Source organism: Acinetobacter sp. 1000160, from assembly GCF_000588715.1.
GTDB lineage: Bacteria > Pseudomonadota > Gammaproteobacteria > Pseudomonadales > Moraxellaceae > Acinetobacter > Acinetobacter courvalinii.
Window position 1 is genome coordinate 510,437 of record NZ_JFWP02000001.1, and the last position, 18,527, is coordinate 528,963.

At 40.7% G+C, this 18,527-nt stretch carries 16 protein-coding genes; 8 read left to right on the forward strand and 8 right to left on the reverse strand.

From position 1 onward, the window contains the following. Nucleotides 1-96 precede the first annotated feature (96 nt). A complete protein-coding gene (locus J699_RS15900; protein ID WP_032869502.1) occupies nucleotides 97-657 on the forward strand; it encodes a PadR family transcriptional regulator in 561 nt (186 codons plus the stop codon). Continuing rightward, entirely contained in the window at nucleotides 657-1,577 is a 921-nt protein-coding gene (locus J699_RS15895; protein ID WP_032869500.1) for an alpha/beta fold hydrolase, read from the forward strand. Before J699_RS15900 ends, J699_RS15895 begins: the two co-directional genes overlap by 1 nt. Nucleotides 1,578-1,623: 46 nt before the next feature. Here J699_RS15895 and J699_RS15890 read toward each other — a convergent pair whose 3' ends face one another. Beyond that, entirely contained in the window at nucleotides 1,624-2,667 is a 1,044-nt protein-coding gene (locus J699_RS15890; protein WP_032869498.1) for a 3-deoxy-7-phosphoheptulonate synthase, read from the reverse strand. 616 nt (nucleotides 2,668-3,283) lie between these two features. Here J699_RS15890 and J699_RS15885 point away from each other — a divergent pair. Next, entirely contained in the window at nucleotides 3,284-4,855 is a 1,572-nt protein-coding gene (locus tag J699_RS15885; protein WP_032869496.1) for an ATP-binding cassette domain-containing protein, read from the forward strand. Between the two features lie 57 nt (nucleotides 4,856-4,912). On the opposite strand, the gene J699_RS15880 is transcribed toward J699_RS15885, so the two are convergent. The 5 genes from J699_RS15880 to argC all read right to left on the reverse strand — a co-directional run bounded on the left by J699_RS15880 (nucleotide 4,913) and on the right by argC (nucleotide 10,610). Further along, the gene (locus tag J699_RS15880) at nucleotides 4,913-5,275 is read right to left on the reverse strand and encodes a YnfA family protein (protein WP_032869494.1); all 363 of its coding nucleotides are present in this window, start codon (nucleotides 5,273-5,275) and stop codon (nucleotides 4,913-4,915) included. Further along, the gene (gene clpA, locus J699_RS15875; protein WP_004772396.1) at nucleotides 5,275-7,560 is read right to left on the reverse strand and encodes an ATP-dependent Clp protease ATP-binding subunit ClpA; all 2,286 of its coding nucleotides are present in this window, start codon (nucleotides 7,558-7,560) and stop codon (nucleotides 5,275-5,277) included. Before clpA ends, J699_RS15880 begins: the two co-directional genes overlap by 1 nt. A gap of 733 nt (nucleotides 7,561-8,293) precedes the next feature. Continuing rightward, nucleotides 8,294-8,707 carry an ATP-dependent Clp protease adapter ClpS gene (gene clpS / locus J699_RS15870; RefSeq protein WP_165569270.1) on the reverse strand — a complete coding sequence of 138 codons (414 nt, stop codon included), beginning with the start codon at nucleotides 8,705-8,707 and terminating at the stop codon, nucleotides 8,294-8,296. 22 nt (nucleotides 8,708-8,729) lie between these two features. Continuing rightward, nucleotides 8,730-9,479: a DUF6776 family protein gene (locus J699_RS15865; protein ID WP_032869492.1), complete on the reverse strand. Its 750-nt coding sequence runs from the start codon at nucleotides 9,477-9,479 to the stop codon at nucleotides 8,730-8,732. An 81-nt stretch (nucleotides 9,480-9,560) separates the two neighbouring features. Further along, a complete protein-coding gene (gene argC / locus J699_RS15860; protein WP_032869490.1) occupies nucleotides 9,561-10,610 on the reverse strand; it encodes an N-acetyl-gamma-glutamyl-phosphate reductase in 1,050 nt (349 codons plus the stop codon). A gap of 295 nt (nucleotides 10,611-10,905) precedes the next feature. Between argC and J699_RS15855 the strand changes: the two genes are divergently transcribed. The 3 genes from J699_RS15855 to J699_RS15845 all read left to right on the forward strand — a co-directional run bounded on the left by J699_RS15855 (nucleotide 10,906) and on the right by J699_RS15845 (nucleotide 14,788). Beyond that, entirely contained in the window at nucleotides 10,906-12,423 is a 1,518-nt protein-coding gene (locus J699_RS15855) for a hypothetical protein (protein WP_032869488.1), read from the forward strand. Nucleotides 12,424-12,567: 144 nt separating this feature from the next. Further along, nucleotides 12,568-14,052 (forward strand): alkaline phosphatase, encoded by a 1,485-nt coding sequence (gene phoA, locus J699_RS15850; RefSeq protein ID WP_032869486.1) that lies wholly within the window; start codon nucleotides 12,568-12,570, stop codon nucleotides 14,050-14,052. 124 nt (nucleotides 14,053-14,176) lie between these two features. After that, nucleotides 14,177-14,788 (forward strand): CDP-alcohol phosphatidyltransferase family protein, encoded by a 612-nt coding sequence (locus J699_RS15845; protein ID WP_032869484.1) that lies wholly within the window; start codon nucleotides 14,177-14,179, stop codon nucleotides 14,786-14,788. Here J699_RS15845 and J699_RS15840 read toward each other — a convergent pair. Beyond that, nucleotides 14,785-15,480 (reverse strand): M48 family metallopeptidase, encoded by a 696-nt coding sequence (locus tag J699_RS15840; RefSeq protein ID WP_032869482.1) that lies wholly within the window; start codon nucleotides 15,478-15,480, stop codon nucleotides 14,785-14,787. The two genes, J699_RS15845 and J699_RS15840, sit on opposite strands and share 4 nt — an antisense overlap. Further along, on the reverse strand, nucleotides 15,480-16,151 hold the full coding sequence (gene rpiA, locus J699_RS15835) for a ribose-5-phosphate isomerase RpiA (RefSeq protein WP_032869480.1): 672 nt from the start codon (nucleotides 16,149-16,151) through the stop codon (nucleotides 15,480-15,482). The genes J699_RS15840 and rpiA overlap by 1 nt, the downstream gene beginning before the upstream one ends. A gap of 104 nt (nucleotides 16,152-16,255) precedes the next feature. On the opposite strand from rpiA, the gene ilvA reads away from it, so the two are divergent. Further along, nucleotides 16,256-17,794 (forward strand): threonine ammonia-lyase, biosynthetic, encoded by a 1,539-nt coding sequence (ilvA, locus tag J699_RS15830; RefSeq protein WP_032869478.1) that lies wholly within the window; start codon nucleotides 16,256-16,258, stop codon nucleotides 17,792-17,794. A gap of 152 nt (nucleotides 17,795-17,946) precedes the next feature. Further along, on the forward strand, nucleotides 17,947-18,312 hold the full coding sequence (locus tag J699_RS0218360) for an SCO4402 family protein (RefSeq protein WP_032869476.1): 366 nt from the start codon (nucleotides 17,947-17,949) through the stop codon (nucleotides 18,310-18,312). Nucleotides 18,313-18,527 lie beyond the last annotated feature (215 nt).

Genomic DNA, 18,527 nt, shown 5'->3' on the forward strand with positions numbered 1-18,527 from the left:
GCTAATGCAACTTGTTGCATAAAGTTATAAACAAGATTTGATTTTTATGCAACATATTGCATAATTCTGATGAGTCATTTTTTATTATGGAACATCATGTCACTCGCCCATGTTTTATTGACCAGCTTATTGGAAAAACCAAGTACAGGTTTTGACTTGGCTCGTCGCTTTGACCGTTCAATGGGCTTCTTTTGGAATGCGACTCATCAGCAGATCTATCGTGAACTCAACGGGATGCTGAAAAAAGGATGGATTTCGACTTTAGAAGAACAAGCTGCCAACAGCCGTAAAAAAACTTATCAAGTTGAACAACTTGGAAGAATACAACTGGCTTCATGGATTGAACAACAAAGTGAACCCGCACAATTACGCGATGATCTTATGGTCAGGTTAAGGGCTGAAGCTCAACTGGGCGGCAATAGCATTTTGCCGGAGCTGGAACGCCATCTATCGCTTCATAAGGAAAAATTAAGCCTTTATCAAGCCATTCATGCTAAAGATTTTGACAATAACGAACCCACCAACCGTGTACTGTTCATCCATAAAATGATTCTTGAACTTGGTATCATTACAGAAAGTGAATGGATAAAATGGTTGGAACAGATGATCCCTCAATTGAGAAAGTTTGAGGAAGCAAACGAGACTGGAGAACAATAATGCCATTTTATAGCATGCCGGATCAGGAAAAATTATTTGTACGACGTGTCGGTGAAGGTGAACCTGTGCTGGTGTTGTCAGGTCTGGGCATGCAAAGCTGGCAATGGCTGCCTTTCTTATTTGCCAATCGCAAACAATATGAATTTATCATTCCGGACTGGCGCGGTTTTGGCGGTTCAAAACATTGTGCGATTCCGGATCTCGATGCAATTTCGAGCCACTGGAATGATGTAAATAGTCTCATTCAGCAACTAAAACTGGATCAGTTTATCCTGATGGGCTATTCCATGGGAGCGACCACAGCTATGCATGGCATGAAGCATGGTAATTTGGCCGAGAAACTCAAAGCATATTTACATATTGACCAAACGCCAAAGATCTCTGTTGATGACTCCTGGCAGTATGGCTTATTTGGAGAAAAGCATCCGCAATTTAAAATCCTCCTGCTCGATATTCAAACCTTGTTGCTCGAGTACAAATATGCACAGAAGCTTGAAGATTTACCGAATGATATTCGCTATAAGCTAGTGAGCTTATGGGCCGCCTTTATTGAGCTACAAGGCAGTAATAACTATAGTCCGAAAATTTTCAAACTGGCGCTCAATCGTCCTTTCCTACAAAAGTATTTACTCCCGATTCAACGTCTGGATTACTTGCTTTGGTATGTAGAAAACTATCTTAACCATGATGAAGATTATCGCGATGCAATTCGCCAGTTAAATTGCCCGACCACCTTCTTTATTGGTCGTGAATCTACCCTGTACCCTGAAATGGGACAAACCCTGATCGCAGAGAGCTTGTCAAATGCGACAGCGGTTTATTTCGAACGCTCTGGGCATACGCCTCTGATTACTGAACCAAGAAAGTTTAGTCAGGAAATAGGTCATTTTCTTGCGGCTCATTCTATTCAGGCCGCTTAAATTAAGCTGAATAAAAAAGCCAGTCTGATGACTGGCTTTTTTAGCTTTAGTTTTTATGTCGCATTTGTTCAGCCACATCCAGCAAAGCCTGTGCTGTTTTATCCCAACCCAGACAACCATCAGTAACTGACTGACCATACGTCATATCACAGGAAATTTTTTGATTACCATCCACCAGATGACTCTCAATCATCACACCGCGTACTTTCGATTCAGCACGCTCTGCAATAATTTGCTGCAAGACTTGGGGTTGTTTTAGCGGATCTTTGGCACTATTGCCATGACTACAATCAATCACCAATGCCGGCAAATGCTTATGTTTGAAATGCATTGCCTGAATTGATGCCAGATCATAATTCGTACCATGATTTGAACCACGTAAAATCAGATGTGGCAATGGATTACCTGCACTATGCAGAATCGCAGGCAGACCTTGTTGGGTCATACCGAGAAATTGATGTCCGTTCATGGCAGACTGAATCGCATCTAAAGCGATCTGGATCGAGCCATCGGTGCCATTTTTAAAACCAATGCTGTATGGCATGTGGCTGGCAATTTCACGGTGAATTTGTGATTCGCTGGTACGCGCACCAATTGCACCCCAAGCCAGCAAGTCATCAAAGTAACCTGTCGCCATTGGGCTTAAGATTTCACTGGCAATCGGCAAGCCTTTTTCCACCAGTTGCAAATAAAGCGCACGGGACTTTTCTAGGCCCAGTTGTAAATCTGATGATCCATCTAAATTTGGATCGTATAAAAAACCCTTCCAGCCCACTGTAGTACGTGGTTTTTCAATGTAGGCACGCATCACCAGGAAAATCTGATCTTTGACTTGTTCTTGGAGTTGTTGCAGTCGATCAGCATATTCGAGTACTGCGACAGGATCATGAATCGAGCAAGGCCCGGTAATCACTATTAGGCGATGATCTTGCCCTGATAAAATATTTTGAATCGTTTGACGATGTTTTGAAATTTGCTGCGTTAAAGTTGCAGACAAGGGATACTGCGCTTTGAGTTGTGATGGCAAGCTAAGCATTGATTCTTTTGTGTGTGTTTGTGGTTGTGTCAAAGCAGTATTTAAAGCATTCATTTTTCAATTCCTTTGGACTGGCCTTCTTCGCAGTCCTTTTCATTTATTTGAGCAAGAGTGATCTAAGCGATGTTGATTTTTTTGCAAAGTAAAACCAGGTGATCTTGCTAAAATATGAATAATTAAATGTGTACATGCTATTTCTCCTAAAATAATGATTGTTAAAGCATAAAAAAACCTGATCGGTGTTGCCGATCAGGTATTAACTGGTTGGGCAACCCTTTTTGCTGCCCGAAACACATCAGGCAACGATTAATATTGCCAAAAATAAAAGTATGCGTTTGTGTTTACAGTATGCTTTAACATGTTTATTTCAAATATCTAAAAAACTGTGTCTAAGTATTAAATTACGCACTATTTCAGCATTTGACAAGCATTTTTTATGTTTTTTTAATCAGCACTTCAAAATCCTGAAATTTGACCTTTGCTCGCTTAACTCATAGAATAGATGAAAAATACAGCAATCCGAGATCACGCCAATGAAGTAAGTCCTATTTTTATCATCAAAATCCATTTTTATTTTTGATGTGCAAAATAGACTTATCTATCATTTAGCAACACTTACTAAAATTATCTATATTTCTCTATTTTGCATATCCTGTTTATGAGGTTTCTTATGACTCAGCAGGCATGTATCGTTTCAAATCTATCGCTTGAATTCGCACAGCACAAAATCTTTGATCAGCTCTCATTCCAGCTTCCCTTAAATCAGTTTTGCGGGTTGATTGGACGTAATGGTCAAGGTAAATCACTATTAATGTCCCTGCTTCAGGGACAATCGACTGAACTCGCTTATTCAGGTCAAATTAACTGGCAATGCCCACATCAGCATCTTGCTCAGCTTCAGCGTGTACAAGCCCATACCATTGCTCAAGCGTTGGATATTGAAGATTTATATCAGTGCTTTGAACGGATTCAGCAAGGTACGGCTTCATTTTCCGATTATGATCAAGTTGAACAGCTCTGGCATTTACCCACCGAATGGCAACACCTGCTAGAAAGTGCAGGATTACCTACTGCACTGTATACACCGACTCAACATTTGAGTGAAGGCCAAAAAACCAAGCTTGCGCTTTGTCGGTTATTCCTTTTTAAAGATCATTATCTTCTTCTAGATGAACCGAGTAATCATTTAGATACTCAGGGACGACAATGGTTGATTGAGCAAATGGCACAACACCCTACTGGCGGTTTAATGATCAGTCATGATCGACAGCTACTGTCTCATGTGCAGGGTATTTTTGCCTTGAATCAACTGGGGCTACATTACTACGGTGGCAATTATGCACTCTATCAGCAGCAACATCAGCGACAAGTCGAAGCATTGTCAAATGCAGTACAGCAAGAAAAACGCGAATTAAAACAGCTGAAAGAGCAACATCATCAGAGTCAGATGAAAGCACAAAAGCGTAAAAAAACAGGTGAAAAATTAAGGGTCTCTGGTTCTCAGGCTCCTATTTTATTGGATGCCAAGAAAGAACAGTCTGAGCAATCGCTTTCACACCTGCGCAAACAGCAGAGCAAACAGCTTGCAGATGCAAAAGATGGGTTGCAGCAAAAACAAACGCAACTGGAACACTTTAAATCCCAGTCTTTTGAATTTACTCAAACGAGCGATAAATCAGGTGAAATCTTACGCTGTCAGCAATTACAACTGACTTATGCAAAAACACAGCCAATTGATCTAGCCCTATCCGCTGGTGAAAAATTGCATTTAATTGGCGCAAACGGTACGGGTAAATCCACTTTACTCAAAACCCTTCAAGGCTTAATCCCGTCACTTGCAGGAGAGATTTATTGCAAAGTAAGTGCTGTCTATCTGGATCAGAATCTTTCATTACTCAATGAAAATCTATCTGCTGTTGAATATCTATGTGGTATAGATTCAAATCTGACCGAGCAACAGGCACGCACCCTATTAGGCAACCTACAAATCCGTAGAGATAAAGCCCTGAGCCCTTTAACAACATTGAGCGGTGGAGAACGTCTGAAAGTGGCATTATTGGGCTTAAAACAACAAGCAGTTGAGCTGTTACTTCTCGATGAACCAGAGAACCATCTCGATATTGAATCTCGTGAGTTACTGGCCCAAGCGATCCGCTCTTTTAATGGCGCTGTGATACTGGTGTCGCACGATGAAAGCTTTGTTGCAGAATGCGGAATCCATGCAAGCTATCTACTCAGTTAATACTTATAGGACTAAATATCAGCATGTTGATCATTTGTGCTCCATGCTGATATTTATTTAACGCACCAAACCTTGCGGCTGTAAAATAATCAGGCAGGCGCCACAAACAACAACGATCCCACCCAAAATATCCCAACGTGTCAGCATGACTTGATCAACATAACGCAGCCACAATAAGGCAGTGAAAACATAGATCCCACCATAAGCCGCATAAATACGACCCGATGCAGCGGGATGTAGGGTTAGCAGCCAAACAAATACAGCCAGACTTAAGGCCGTAGGAATCCATAACCAATGTGACTTTCCTTGATTTAAAATCAAATAAGGAAAATAACAACCTAAGATTTCAGCAATTGCTGTGACGAAAAATAACCCAAATACTTTAAGTACTTGGGTTATTGAGAATGAAATTTCAAACATTAAGCAGGTTCAGCACTCGGGTTAATATGATCTTCAAATACTTCCAGTTTTAAACCGACTTCTTTGCCATTTTCTGTTTTCACAGAAACTGCAACGTTACCGCCATGCTCAGCAAGCTCACCGAATAGAATCATCTCGGCAAGTGGTTTTTTCAGATGTTCCTGAATCAGACGTTGCATTGGACGAGCACCCATCAGACGGTCATAACCGTTAGTTGATAACCAGTCACGTGCACTTTGATCGACATCCAGCACCACCTGTTTCTCATCCAGTTGCGCTTGCAGCTCGGTCAAGAACTTATCCACTACTGAATCAATAATCGTGGTTGGAAGTGCTTTAAATTGTATCACGCCATCTAAACGGTTACGGAATTCAGGTGAGAATGCACGTTTCATTGCATCCTGATTGTCTGAACTATGATCTTGTTCAGTAAAGCCAATGCTAGCACGGACTATACTTTCAGCACCGATATTGGTAGTTAAAACAATAATCACATTTCTGAAATCAGACTTTCGGCCATTGTTATCGGTCAAAGCACCATGGTCCATGATTTGCAACAACAAGTTAAAGACATCTGGATGCGCTTTTTCAATCTCATCAAGCAAGAGTACACAATGCGGATTTTTATGAATCGCATCAGTCAGTAAACCACCTTGATCATAGCCCACATAGCCCGGAGGTGCACCGATCAAACGGGAAACCGCATGACGTTCCATATATTCCGACATATCGAAACGAACCAGTTCGACACCTAAAAGCTTGGCAAGCTGTTTAGTAACCTCAGTTTTACCTACCCCTGTTGGGCCAGCAAAAACAAAACTACCCACTGGTTTATCTGGCGCTTTCAAGCCGGCACGAGACAATTTGATCGCTGATGAAAGTGCCGTAATAGCTTCATCCTGCCCAAACACCACACGTTTCAGATCACGTTCCAGATTCTCAAGTACGGACTTGTCATCTTTAGAAACCGTTTTCGGTGGAATACGGGCAATTTTGGAGACGATATCCTCGATATTTTCAACAGAGATAGTGGTACCATCTACTTCCGCTTTTAAACGACGTTGCGCACCTGCTTCATCAATCACATCAATGGCTTTATCTGGCAAGAAACGGTCATTGATAAATTTCGCAGACAACTCAACAGCCGCAACTAACGCTTTATCATCGTATTCAACATGATGGAAATCTTCGAACTTGTTTTTCAAGCCACGTAAAATTTCAATCGTTTCATTGATACTCGGTTCATTCACGTCAATTTTTTGGAAACGACGAGACAATGCATGATCTTTTTCAAATACCTGACGATATTCCTGGAAAGTGGTTGAACCAATGCAACGCAAGCTACCATTTGCTAATGCGGGCTTGATCAGATTCGATGCATCCATGGTGCTGCCCATGCTCGAACCAGCGCCAATAATCATATGAATTTCATCAATGAATAGAATCGCATTCGGATTCTTTTTCAAAGCATTCAATAACTGTTTCAAACGCTTTTCAAAGTCACCGCGATATTTGGTACCTGCAACAAGTGCACCGATATCCAGACTATACACTTCAGCATTTGCCAATGGTTTTGGCGCTTTACCGTTCACGATTAACCAAGCCAGACCTTCAGCAATTGAGGTTTTACCCACGCCTGGATCACCCACTAAAAGCGGGTTATTTTTACGACGACGACATAAAATTTGTGCCGCACGCTCAATTTCTTTTTCACGTCCAATTAAAGGATCTGTTTTACCCTTTTGAGCTTCAACATTTAAGTTAAGCGTATATTGCTCTAATGGGCCTGCATTGGCAGACGCCGCATTTTCACCTTCAATATCTTCAACTTCTTCCTCAACCTGAATCTCATCTTTACGTGTGCCATGCGATAAGTATTGAGTTAGTGTCAAACGGTTAATTTGATGACGTTTAAGTAAATAAACGGCAAAAGAATCACGTTCCGAATACATTGCAACCAGTACATCCGCACCTTCAACAGTACGATCGCCGCCGCTTGACTGAACATGAAAAATGGCACGTTGCAGAATTCGATCAAAACTCTCTGTTGGATGAGGAGCCTGTTCACTATTATCACCAAGTTTCGGGGTATGTTGCTCTACATATTCCTCTAGTTCTTTACGCAAAGTAACGATATCAGCCCCACAGGCTTTTAACGCATTTACGGCTGAATCATTATCCAGCAAGGCAAGCAACAAATGTTCAACTGTCAGAAACTCATGTCTCTTTTGACGAGCCATGCTAACAGCCAAACGTAACGATACTTCTAATTGACGACTGAGCATGTAACCCCCTTATATCTTGGGCTCTATCAAAAAAAGAGAATCTTTTAATGAAAAAGCGAATTATTAACTTGATCCGCTGAGCTTCTGTAAACGTGATTGAATATACATCTACAAGTCTCTTTGCTTCATATTCTACTGTTAGCATTAGTTGACTATCTTGGTCAAGTTTCAAAACAAAGTATTGTTGTAAAAATTCAATTACAAAGTGGATAAAACCCACCAATTTGATTAAATATTCAGCAAATATGATAATTTACTTAATAAATATCAGAATAATGTAGTTAAAGTGAATTTTTCAAATGTTAATTAGGGTTCATAAAAATCAAGCCAATATGATTTAACAATTTAAGGATGAATACTAAATCTCAATATAATCATCATGCGCGAAATTCCTGAGAAGCATAGAGACTTCTCAAGAGTTTTTGCTAGGGATTTTATAGAATAAGAATTAGTTTTAATGCTTTGATTCACAGTATATGAGCCATAATGGCAAGGTCTTGCACTCGGAACAAAGCTTCGCTTTTCTTAGCGCTTTCACTCGCAACATATGAGCCATAACATGGCGCAAGGCCTTGCGCATGAGGAATGGAATTCCGCAAGTGCTTCGCTTTTCTTAACGCCTTCACTCACAGCATAGCTGTTCGTCTTGCGCAGCTAAAAAGCGTTGCTTTTCTTAACGCCTTCACTCACAGCATAGCTGTTCGTCTTGCGCAGCTAAAAAGCGTTGCTTTTCTTAACGCTGCTCAGGTTCGATCTGGCATAACAATGGATGACCTTGCGCGCGGGCATAGTTATTCACCTGATTGGCTTTGGTTTCAGCGATATCTCTTGGATAAATGCCTGCTGTTCCCTTACCTTCATAATGAACAGTCAGCATCACCTGACTGGCCTGATCAAAGTCCATACCAAAATAACTTTGTAGAACTTCAATGACAAAATCCATTGGAGTGTAATCATCATTCATTAAAACCACCGCATATAATGGCGGACGCTTTAATTCAGGTGGGGCTGTCTGTACAACCACTTCACCTTCATGATCTTCCTGCGAATCACTTAAACGTGGATTTAAGTGCCAATCGACATAACCTGATTGATGAAAAGAGTTTTTCACTTCACTTAAATTCATTTGACGCTTGTATCTTCGCATATCCAGTTCTTAATCTAAAAAATTATTGAGCATTCGCTTCGGCTTGAGGAATTTCTGACACAAAGGCAGAACTTACATCCACAGGCTTACCACGTTGCCAGCTAAAACGTTTAATGATCGGTGTACCTGATCCAGTTAAGCGCACTTCAATAAATTGCGGCGTAAAGCCTTTTGGCATGGTCCAGCGGCCAGTTAAACGCTCAAAATCCTCAAAGTTGAAGTTTTTATCTTCTAAAGGTACGATTAGAACTTCAGTATCCTTAATTAGACGTAATTCGACTGAACCTGAAGCACGGCGTTTGTTCGGGCTGACCTGAACAAGATCAATCTGATATTCATACGCATTTTCAGGTAATGACTTAATTGCCATATTTTGAATCGTTAAACTTACACCACCACGTTGTCTGAGGATTTCACGATAAATCGCATTCATTCCCTCAAACTGGGCTTTGTCCGCATTGGCCTGATTCACAGATTTGAATAGATCATCTGCGTTGCCTACTGCCATATCACGCTCTTGTACAGCCGCATTTAAGCTCTTACTCACAGCATCCAAAGCGGTCTTCTGTTTCTGGACAACATCGACCAATTGTTCCGCATCAGCATCGTAACCAACAACGGTTAAACCCTGACGGTGTCCGACAGTATAACCCAGCATAAAACTACTACCGATCAGAACGGTAGCACCAATAATCAAAGGTAAATTCGTTTTTAAAAACTTATTTTTTTCAACGGAACTGTCTGGTGAAGTAGTCGGTTCAACGTTTTCCATCATCATCTCTATCGTTATGATTTGCATCAAAGCACACATTAAAATCGAAATTTAAATGTGTGTGAAGTAAAAAAGCGTTTTTTATGGTAATAAACCAATGCCTTCTAAGCCAGCAGCCTCATCGAAACCGAACATGAGATTCATATTTTGAATCGCCTGACCCGCTGCCCCCTTCACTAAATTGTCCTGAGCCACCAACACAATCAGCTTATTCGGCTGTGGGCGATAAAGTGCAATTCTGAGCTCATTCGCACCGCGAACACTACGAGTTTCTGGTGAGCTATTTGCAGGCATCACATCAACAAAACGTTCATCTTTATAGAAATCTTCATAAAGCTTCTGCAAGTCTGCTTGCTGTCCCTGTTCATTTAAATCCACATAAATCGTGCTCAACATACCACGAATCATCGGAACCAGATGTGGAACAAAAATCAGTTGATCAAACTGTCCTTTTTGACATGAAATATTTTCCAGTGCTTCAACAATTTCTGGGTGATGACGATGTCCAGCAACACCATAAGCCTTGAAATTATCTGCATTTTCACTGTAGATCATACCTAGACTGGCTTTACGACCAGCACCGGATACACCCGATTTTGCATCCACAATGATACTTTGTGTATTGATTAGTTGCGTCGCCGTTTTTAGCAATGGCGCTAAACCCAATTGTACTGTGGTTGGATAACAGCCAGGATTACCAATCACTTGCGCCTGTTTGATCTTTTCGCGATTTAATTCAGTTAAACCGTAAACCGAGTCTTTCAGAATCGCTGGGCAGCTATGTTGCATGCCATACCATTTCTCAAATTGCTCAAGATTTTGTAAACGAAAATCGGCTGCCAGATCAATCACTTTAGTGCCAGCAGCCGTTAAGGCTTCTGCATGCTGCATGGCAACGCCATGCGGTGTAGCGAAAAACACCACATCACATTGTTTCAACTGTTCTAAATCCAGATCTGAAAACTCAAGTGTCGTGTGGCCACGTAAACTTGGGAACATATCCGCAACGCGCTTTCCTGCTTCTGTACGAGAAGTGAGAATACGAACTTGAACCTGTGCATGTCTAAGTAATAGACGTAATAGCTCAACCCCTGTGTATCCAGTTCCACCAACAATACCAACAGAAATCACGTGTGACACCTCTAGCTTTCATTTAGGCCAGTAGTATGGCAGTTTGCCCTGTTTTACACAATCTTCAAGTCTCTAACTTTTAACAAAATAAAGATGGGTTAGCTAAGAAATTGATAGACTGATCTTCATTCTTTATGTTTCCTGAATGTTTAATAAAGTTCAAAACAAACGGTTTGAAGCAAAATGATTTCACCATTGGTCAAGAAACACTATTGTTTCCGCTAGCGATTCGAATAGAATAAAAAACATTGCGGTAATAATAAATTTCATGGATGCAAAATTTTGGAGAGCTGGAATGCCTTCTTTGAAACAAAAACAAAGATTAAATCACTATATTTGCTTGGGACTCAGTACCCTGCTATTAAGTTCAACATTGGTTGGATGTGGAAGTGGTGAAAGTCAAGCAAGGGTAGAGACCACACCTACGGTTACAGAACCCAAGCCAAAGAACTTTAGTATTAAAACTGCCGTTGAAATGCGCGATGTGGTACTTAAAATCTATGACAATTTTGACAATACACTGATTTTAGAACAAAAATTAAGTACTACTTCTAATATTAATGTTACTCTGCCGCGCACTCTAGATAAACAGCGTTTATATCGTATTGAAATATCAACCACACCTAATTCATTGGTTTATGATTTTCAAACTGGTCAATACCAAAATATTTCAATGACCTTACACAGTTTGGTTGAAGTCAATACCAGTAATCTAACCCAAACAATTTATATCAATCCCAATACAGAAGCTGTTTATCAGCGTGCTTTAATACGCTCAGGCAATTTACCAACGGATAGTAAGATCAATCCAACAAAAGTAAGTGCATCCCAATTAAATCTTGCTATAGCCGATATCAATTCAGCTTTAACCAATGCATTTTATCAACTGGATATTCCAAATTTAAATCCTTCTTATATTTTGAATGTATTCTCGCCCTTAGACGCAACGTTAAATACAAACTTATATGTCAATACCTATCTGAGTTTTGGCTTTATTCAACAATGGATCAATGCCTATCCTAATAATAACTTTGCTGAATTTACCAAGAACTTGGCGATCGATTTAAAAGATGGCTATCTGGATGCAAAAACAATCCGTGGTGATCAGAGCTCATTAACAAGTCTAGTTCCACCAACCCCAGACAATATTGATCCTTCTAAAAATAACTTGGTATTTATTGCAGAAAATCAAAAAAATACGAGAGACACTTTTGCTAGTTCGCTCAAACAGGCAGTTTTGCAATTGGCAAATCGCTATAATCAGGCCTCTACAAACCCGCAAGCTTATACATTATTACAGCAAAAATCCTATGCTGGAAATGGCCCTACCAATAACACCAACAATGCATTCCGTGTCATTGGTGCGGGTGACTACCGTCGTGCTGTCGGCTTTTCAGATAGCACCCAAACCTGTAATGGTTCTATTTTCCCATGCAAACAAGGTATGACAGGCATTAATATTGTTAGTGCAAGTTTACCTTCAATTGAATATCTAATAGGCAATTACAAGGATATCAGCAGCAACTGTCAACTCAATATCCGTGCAGATGGAGAATTAGAGTTAATAAGAAATGGGCAAACATTTAGCTCAAAACTGGACGGCGATAGCACTGACAATCTATTACAGGTTGATAAAGCCAATTTTGAATATCTACTGAATAGTAGTTCTACCGAACCCAACAACAGTACCTTACAATATAATTTCATTCAGATCAGAATCAAAGCCAATCAGGTAATCAGTGCAAGTGCTGGGCTTGACAATCGTAAAGCTCCAGATCAACTGCAAACAACACAATTACAATGTAGTTTTTAAAAACTTAAAATATTAATGAAGGCACTGGAATTTCGATTCCAATGCCTTTTTAAAATAATATAAAGAAATCAAAATATAATTTTAACCAAACCTTAACATTTTATTATTACTATCCATTTCAACTAATATTTAGGTTGAAATTAAGTGAAACTTAAACCATTACTTTTACCAGCCCTTATTTCATTGCTTGTTGGTTGCGGAAGCGACAATGATTCCGCTAATAATAACCAGCCATCCCCACAACCCAAACCGCCAACAACAGAACCTCCTATTTCCTCTCCCAACCCACAGCCCGGAGAATTATTAGAACCGGGTGCAAAAGGTAATATTCGTCAGTTCGGTGGTGCAACCCGCTTAAAACAAGAACGTACCCAAGCTTTAAAAAATTCTTTAAGTGACAAGACCGTAAAAAATATTATTCTGTTTATTGGTGATGGCACCAGTGACTCCGAGATTACCTCAGCCAGAAACTATGCCGAAGGTGCTGCGGGTTACTTTAAAGGTTTAGATGTACTCCCTTTTACCGGAAGTTATACCACCTATGCGCTGGATAAGAATGGTGCGATTGATTATGTTACAGACTCGGCAGCTTCTGCGACGGCATGGGCTTCAGGGGTTAAGACCTATAACAATGCACTAGGTGTAGATATTTATCAAAAACAGCATGCCACTATTCTGGAACTCGCCAAGAAAGCTGGTTTTGCGACGGGAAATGTCACCACCACAGAGTTACAGGATGCAACGCCTGCTGCTTTGGTTTCGCATATCAGCTCACGTAAATGTTATGGACCAAATGAAACCAGCAAACGTTGTCCCGAAAGCGCACTTGAGAAAGGTGGATTAGGTTCAATTACCGAACAGCTTTTAACAACTCGAGCAGACGTGACTTTAGGCGGCGGTAAGAAAACATTCTATGAAGTAGCAAAAGCAGGTCCTTTCCAAGGCAAGACCTTACTTGAACGCGCGAAATTAGAAAACTACCATATCGTCGAAGACCTCAACGCGTTAAAAGCAGTTGATCGTGCCAATCAAAACCAACCTTTACTCGGTTTATTTGCAGATGGAAATCTTCCTGTGATCTGGACAGGTCCAGCAACTCAATTGAATGGACATAAAAAGGAGGCGGAAAGTTGTAGAGATAATGCTGAATTTAGTGCTTCTACCCCCCGCTTGGCTCAAATGACTGAAAAAGCCATTGAGTTACTTCAACCCAACCCTAAGGGTTTCTTCTTACAGGTTGAAAGCGGTTCAATTGACAAAAGAAATCACGCAGCAGATCCATGCGGTCAAATTGGTGAAACCGTACAACTGGATCAAGCCATTCAGGTGGCTTTAAAGTTTGCAAAAGAACATGGTGATACCCTGATTATTGTTACAGGTGACCATGCGCATACCAGCCAGATCATTCCTGTGGATGGTGACAGCCCTGGTCAAACAGCAGCACTCAAAACCAAAGATGGCGTCGCAATGGCAATTAATTATGGCACTGCACCTGAAGGTAAAAGCCAGCATCATACCGGCGCCCAGGTTCGTACAGCCGCTTATGGTCCGCGTGCTGCCAATGTATCAGGCTTACTCGATCAAACCGATTTATTCTTTATCATGCGCGATGCTTTAGGTATTAAATAAAATCGTTTTAAACACGACAGCAGCCTTTCGAGGCTGCTGTCATTTACATGAAAGCGATCATGTTAAAACTGTTTCATTTATCCAGATGCTATACTCAAAATAATCATGCTATTTCATTTTATTCATGTCTTTAAAATATAAAATTCCGACCTTGCTGATTTATTTCAGAGTCATACTCGGTTTTCTCATCGTCGCAGTGACTTTATTTCAACCTGAATTTTATCCAGTCTATACCGTTATTTTTCTTACCCTTGGTCTGCTTAGTGATATCTTTGACGGCATGCTTGCCCGACATCTCGGGGTTTCAAATGAGCGCTTACGACGACTTGATTCTAATGTTGATCAAATCTTTTTTATTTGTGCAATCGTTTCGATTTACCTGCAACAGCCGGCTTTTTTCCAACAACATCTCTATCCAATCATTATTTTAGTTGCATCTGAAATGGCGATTTATGTGGTGAGTTTTATTAAATTTCGCAAGGAAGTTGCCACTCATAGTCTCGGTGCCAAAGTCTGGACTTTATTTTTATTTGCACTGTTGGTGCAAGTGACCCTAACAGGACAATCCCACATTCTGTTCCTGATCGTGTTCTGGCTAGGAATACTGACCCGTGCAGAAATCATTGCTATCATTCTTGTGCTGAAACAGTGGCAGAATGATGTTCCAAACCTTAAACAGGCCTGGCGTATCCGAAAAGGTTTAGCTGTACAACATAACCGCTTTTTTAACGGCTAATCCTTTTTATAGTACCAACTCGGTAATTGAATTTGCTTCAACTGCTGACGATGTACAAGATAATGTGGATCATATTTGGCAACTTCATTCCAGAACGCAGCACTATGATCAAAATGTCTGGTATGTGCCAATTCGTGTACACAAACCGCCCTGACATTGTGTTCAGGCATCAGCGCCAATGCGGCACTGAGCATAATGTCATGTTTGGAGCTACAACTGCCCCAACGGGTTTTCGGATTCCGAATACTACAAGATTGATAAGCCAAGCCGATTTCCTGACTAACCTGATCCAGATAATCAGGTAAAAATTGCTTGGCATAGGCCATGACAGCCGCCTGCAACGCTTTCTCCGACGCCGTATCTCGTATAAAGATGGCTTGTTGTTCCCAATCAAACTTAAAAATATGTCGTTGTGATTGTCGAATGATCTGAAACGGTTGAGAATGAAAAAATAATGAAAGTTGCTCGGGAAAATCTAGGTTCTGATTAAATTGTTTTTGTTGTCTGCCCCAGGTTTCAACCAGCCATTGCTCAGAGTTATTTAAAAACTGCTGGATCTGTTTTTTACTGCAAAATAGTGGAACCGTTAAACGAATACCTGTGGGTTCCACACGCAAGCGCAGATTTCTCGCCCTTGCATGTCGAACCACTTTAATTTCAGGTAATAAGGTTTCTAAAGAAACTGCCTGCATTATTGTGCAGTACGCTCTTCGATACCATTATTGGTTGCAACAATCGCAATACTCGCTGCATTGATTGCAAAGATACCGTTCGTGACCACACCTGGAATATCGTTAATGGTTTTTTCCAGCTCAAGCGCATTCAGAATATTTAAGTTAAATACGTCCAGAATCACGTTACCGTTATCCGTCACCACACCTTCGCGATAAACCGGGTCACCGCCTAAAGCGACGATTTTACGTGCAACAGCAGAACGTGCCATCGGAATCACTTCAACAGGAAGTGGAAAATCACGGCCCAACTGGTCAACCCATTTCGAATCATCAACGATACATACAAATTTCTTTGCAATCGAAGCAACGATTTTTTCACGGGTTAAGGCAGCACCACCACCTTTGATCATATGCATATGACGGTCAATTTCATCAGCACCATCTACGTAGGCATCCAGACCACCCACAGAGTTCATATCAACCACTTCGATGCCGAGCTTCTGCAAACGCTCAGCTGTTGCATTCGAACTGGCAACTGCCGCCTCTAATTGCAATTCAGGCAATAAATCAATTAAAAAATTAACGGTACTTCCTGTTCCTACGCCCAAAATGCCGCCTTTAGGCAAATGTTTCAAAGCTGCTTTTGCCGCAGCTTGTTTTTTTTCATCTTGGGTTGCATATAGACTCATGACTTCACTCAACTATTTTGACATTTGCTGCAAGAAAACAGCGCAAATGCACGGGGGTTTGCTACAATGATCGTCTATTTTAAACTGTTATAGGGAAGAAGAACATGCTGTCTCGTGTGGTACGACAAATTTTACAAGCAACGGTTTACGATGTTGCAATTGAAACACCGCTTGAAGCAGCTCCACGAATTAGTCAGAAAATTAATAATAACATTCGATTTAAACGTGAAGACTTACAACCCGTATTCTCTTTCAAACTTCGCGGTGCTTATAACCGCATTAGCCAGTTACCTAAAGATCAGCTTGAGCGTGGTGTGATTTGTGCATCCGCAGGTAACCATGCGCAAGGCGTAGCGTTATCTGGGAAAAAATTAGGTATTCATGCCATTATTGTGATGCCAAGCACCACACCGGATATTAAAGTTCAAGCCGTCAAAAGTCTGGGTGGCCAAGTGGTGCTACATGGCGATAGCTTCGACGTTGCCAATAAATATGCCAAACAACGTGCAGAAGATGAAGGACTGGTTTTCATTCCGCCTTATGACGATGAGCTGGTGATTGCCGGTCAAGGCACCATTGCCAATGAATTACTGCGTCAATGGCGTGATGTTGAATATGTATTTGTAGCTGTGGGCGGCGGTGGATTGATTGCAGGTGTTGCAGCCTATCTCGGTGAAGTCGCGCCACATGTCAAAGTCATCGGTGTCGAGTACGAAGAATCGGCATGTTTAAAAGCAGCACTGGAAACCGACGAACGTGTGGTGTTACCACATGTGGGTCTCTTTGCCGATGGTACAGCGGTTGCGCAGATTGGCGAGTTGCCCTTTGATATTATCCGACTGCGTAAATCAGATAATTCAGGTCCAATCGTTGATCCAGTTATCGTAACTGTAAATACTGATGAGATCTGTGCTGCGATTAAAGACACCTTTGATGAAAACCGTAGCATTGTTGAGCCATCAGGCGCCATGGCCTTGGCGGGCATCAAGAAATATGTTGCAGAGCATCAATTGACCGGTAAAAACATGGTCTCGATTGTGTGCGGCGCCAACATGAACTTTGACCGTTTACGTTATATTGCAGAACGTACCGAGTTAGGTGAACGCCGTGAAGCCATTTATGCCGTGACCATTCCTGAACAAAAAGGTGCCTTCCTGCAGTTCTGTCGCGCCCTTCAAGGTCGTAATATTACTGAGTTTAACTATCGTGCCAGCTCAAGCAATCTGGCGCAAGTCTTTGTCGGCATCAGCCTCAAAGGTGGTGAAACCGAACGCCATGAAATTCATGAGATGTTGAAACAGCAATATGAAGTCGATGATCTGTCTGATGATGAAGTGGCAAAACTGCATATCCGTTATCTGATTGGCGGTCATGCCAATATTGAAAATGAGCGTTTGTTCCGTGTTGAATTTCCGGAGCGTCCAGGTGCACTACTCACCTTCCTTGAACGTTTAGGGCCAACTCATAACATTACCCTGTTCCATTACCGTAATCACGGTGCAGCAGAAGGTCGTGTACTGGTCGGTCTGGAAGCCACGGATGCCAAACAGAATCCCGATGGTCTGATTGAAACATTAGAGCAAATCACTTATCCATATGCTGAAATCAGCAACAATATTGGTTATAAGCGTTTCCTTAAATAAGTAGCTTAACGACTTAAAGCCGGCATGATGTCGGCTTTATTTTTTTAGAACAGAAATGAATCTTGTATAATATCAACTTAAACAAAATTGTCTGTCTTGTTCCACTATTATAGTTAAACGAGACATAATCAGCCTAATATAGTGAAGAAAACATGATAAAGTATAAAGAAAGAAGAGAAAATTTAATTGTATACTTAACAGATCTAGCCACTTTTCCCTATAGATTTAATATTAAAGAAAATAAGCAAATTCTTGACATGGATTTAGATGACATAATTCATTTTTTCTTCGATGATACTCAATTAGCGAATAATACTGCCCATGAGTTAACTTGGATTTTAGAGTCCGAAGAAGAGATTCGTATCATTAAAGAGCTAACCGAAATTTTAGATAAAATACTCAATAAATATGGAGTGCATTTATTAGATACCGATTACATTTATAAACCAGAATGGAAAAATGTAATTAACACGGCTCAAGAAGCCTTAGATATAATTAAAAAATCCAACTTTAATTAGGATATATCTATATTTAACTCATTCCAACACTACGCTAGCAAGGCCCAAAAATTGAAGTTGCAACCAAAAATATTTGCTTGATGTAATTAAATTCCCAACAATATTCCTTGTAAATTTTGTTTTGTCCGAACGATAACCAGTCTAGCTTTTTCAACCCAAACAAAATCATTACAAACCCATCCATTGATCCATTTTAAAATGAAGAAAAAGACATT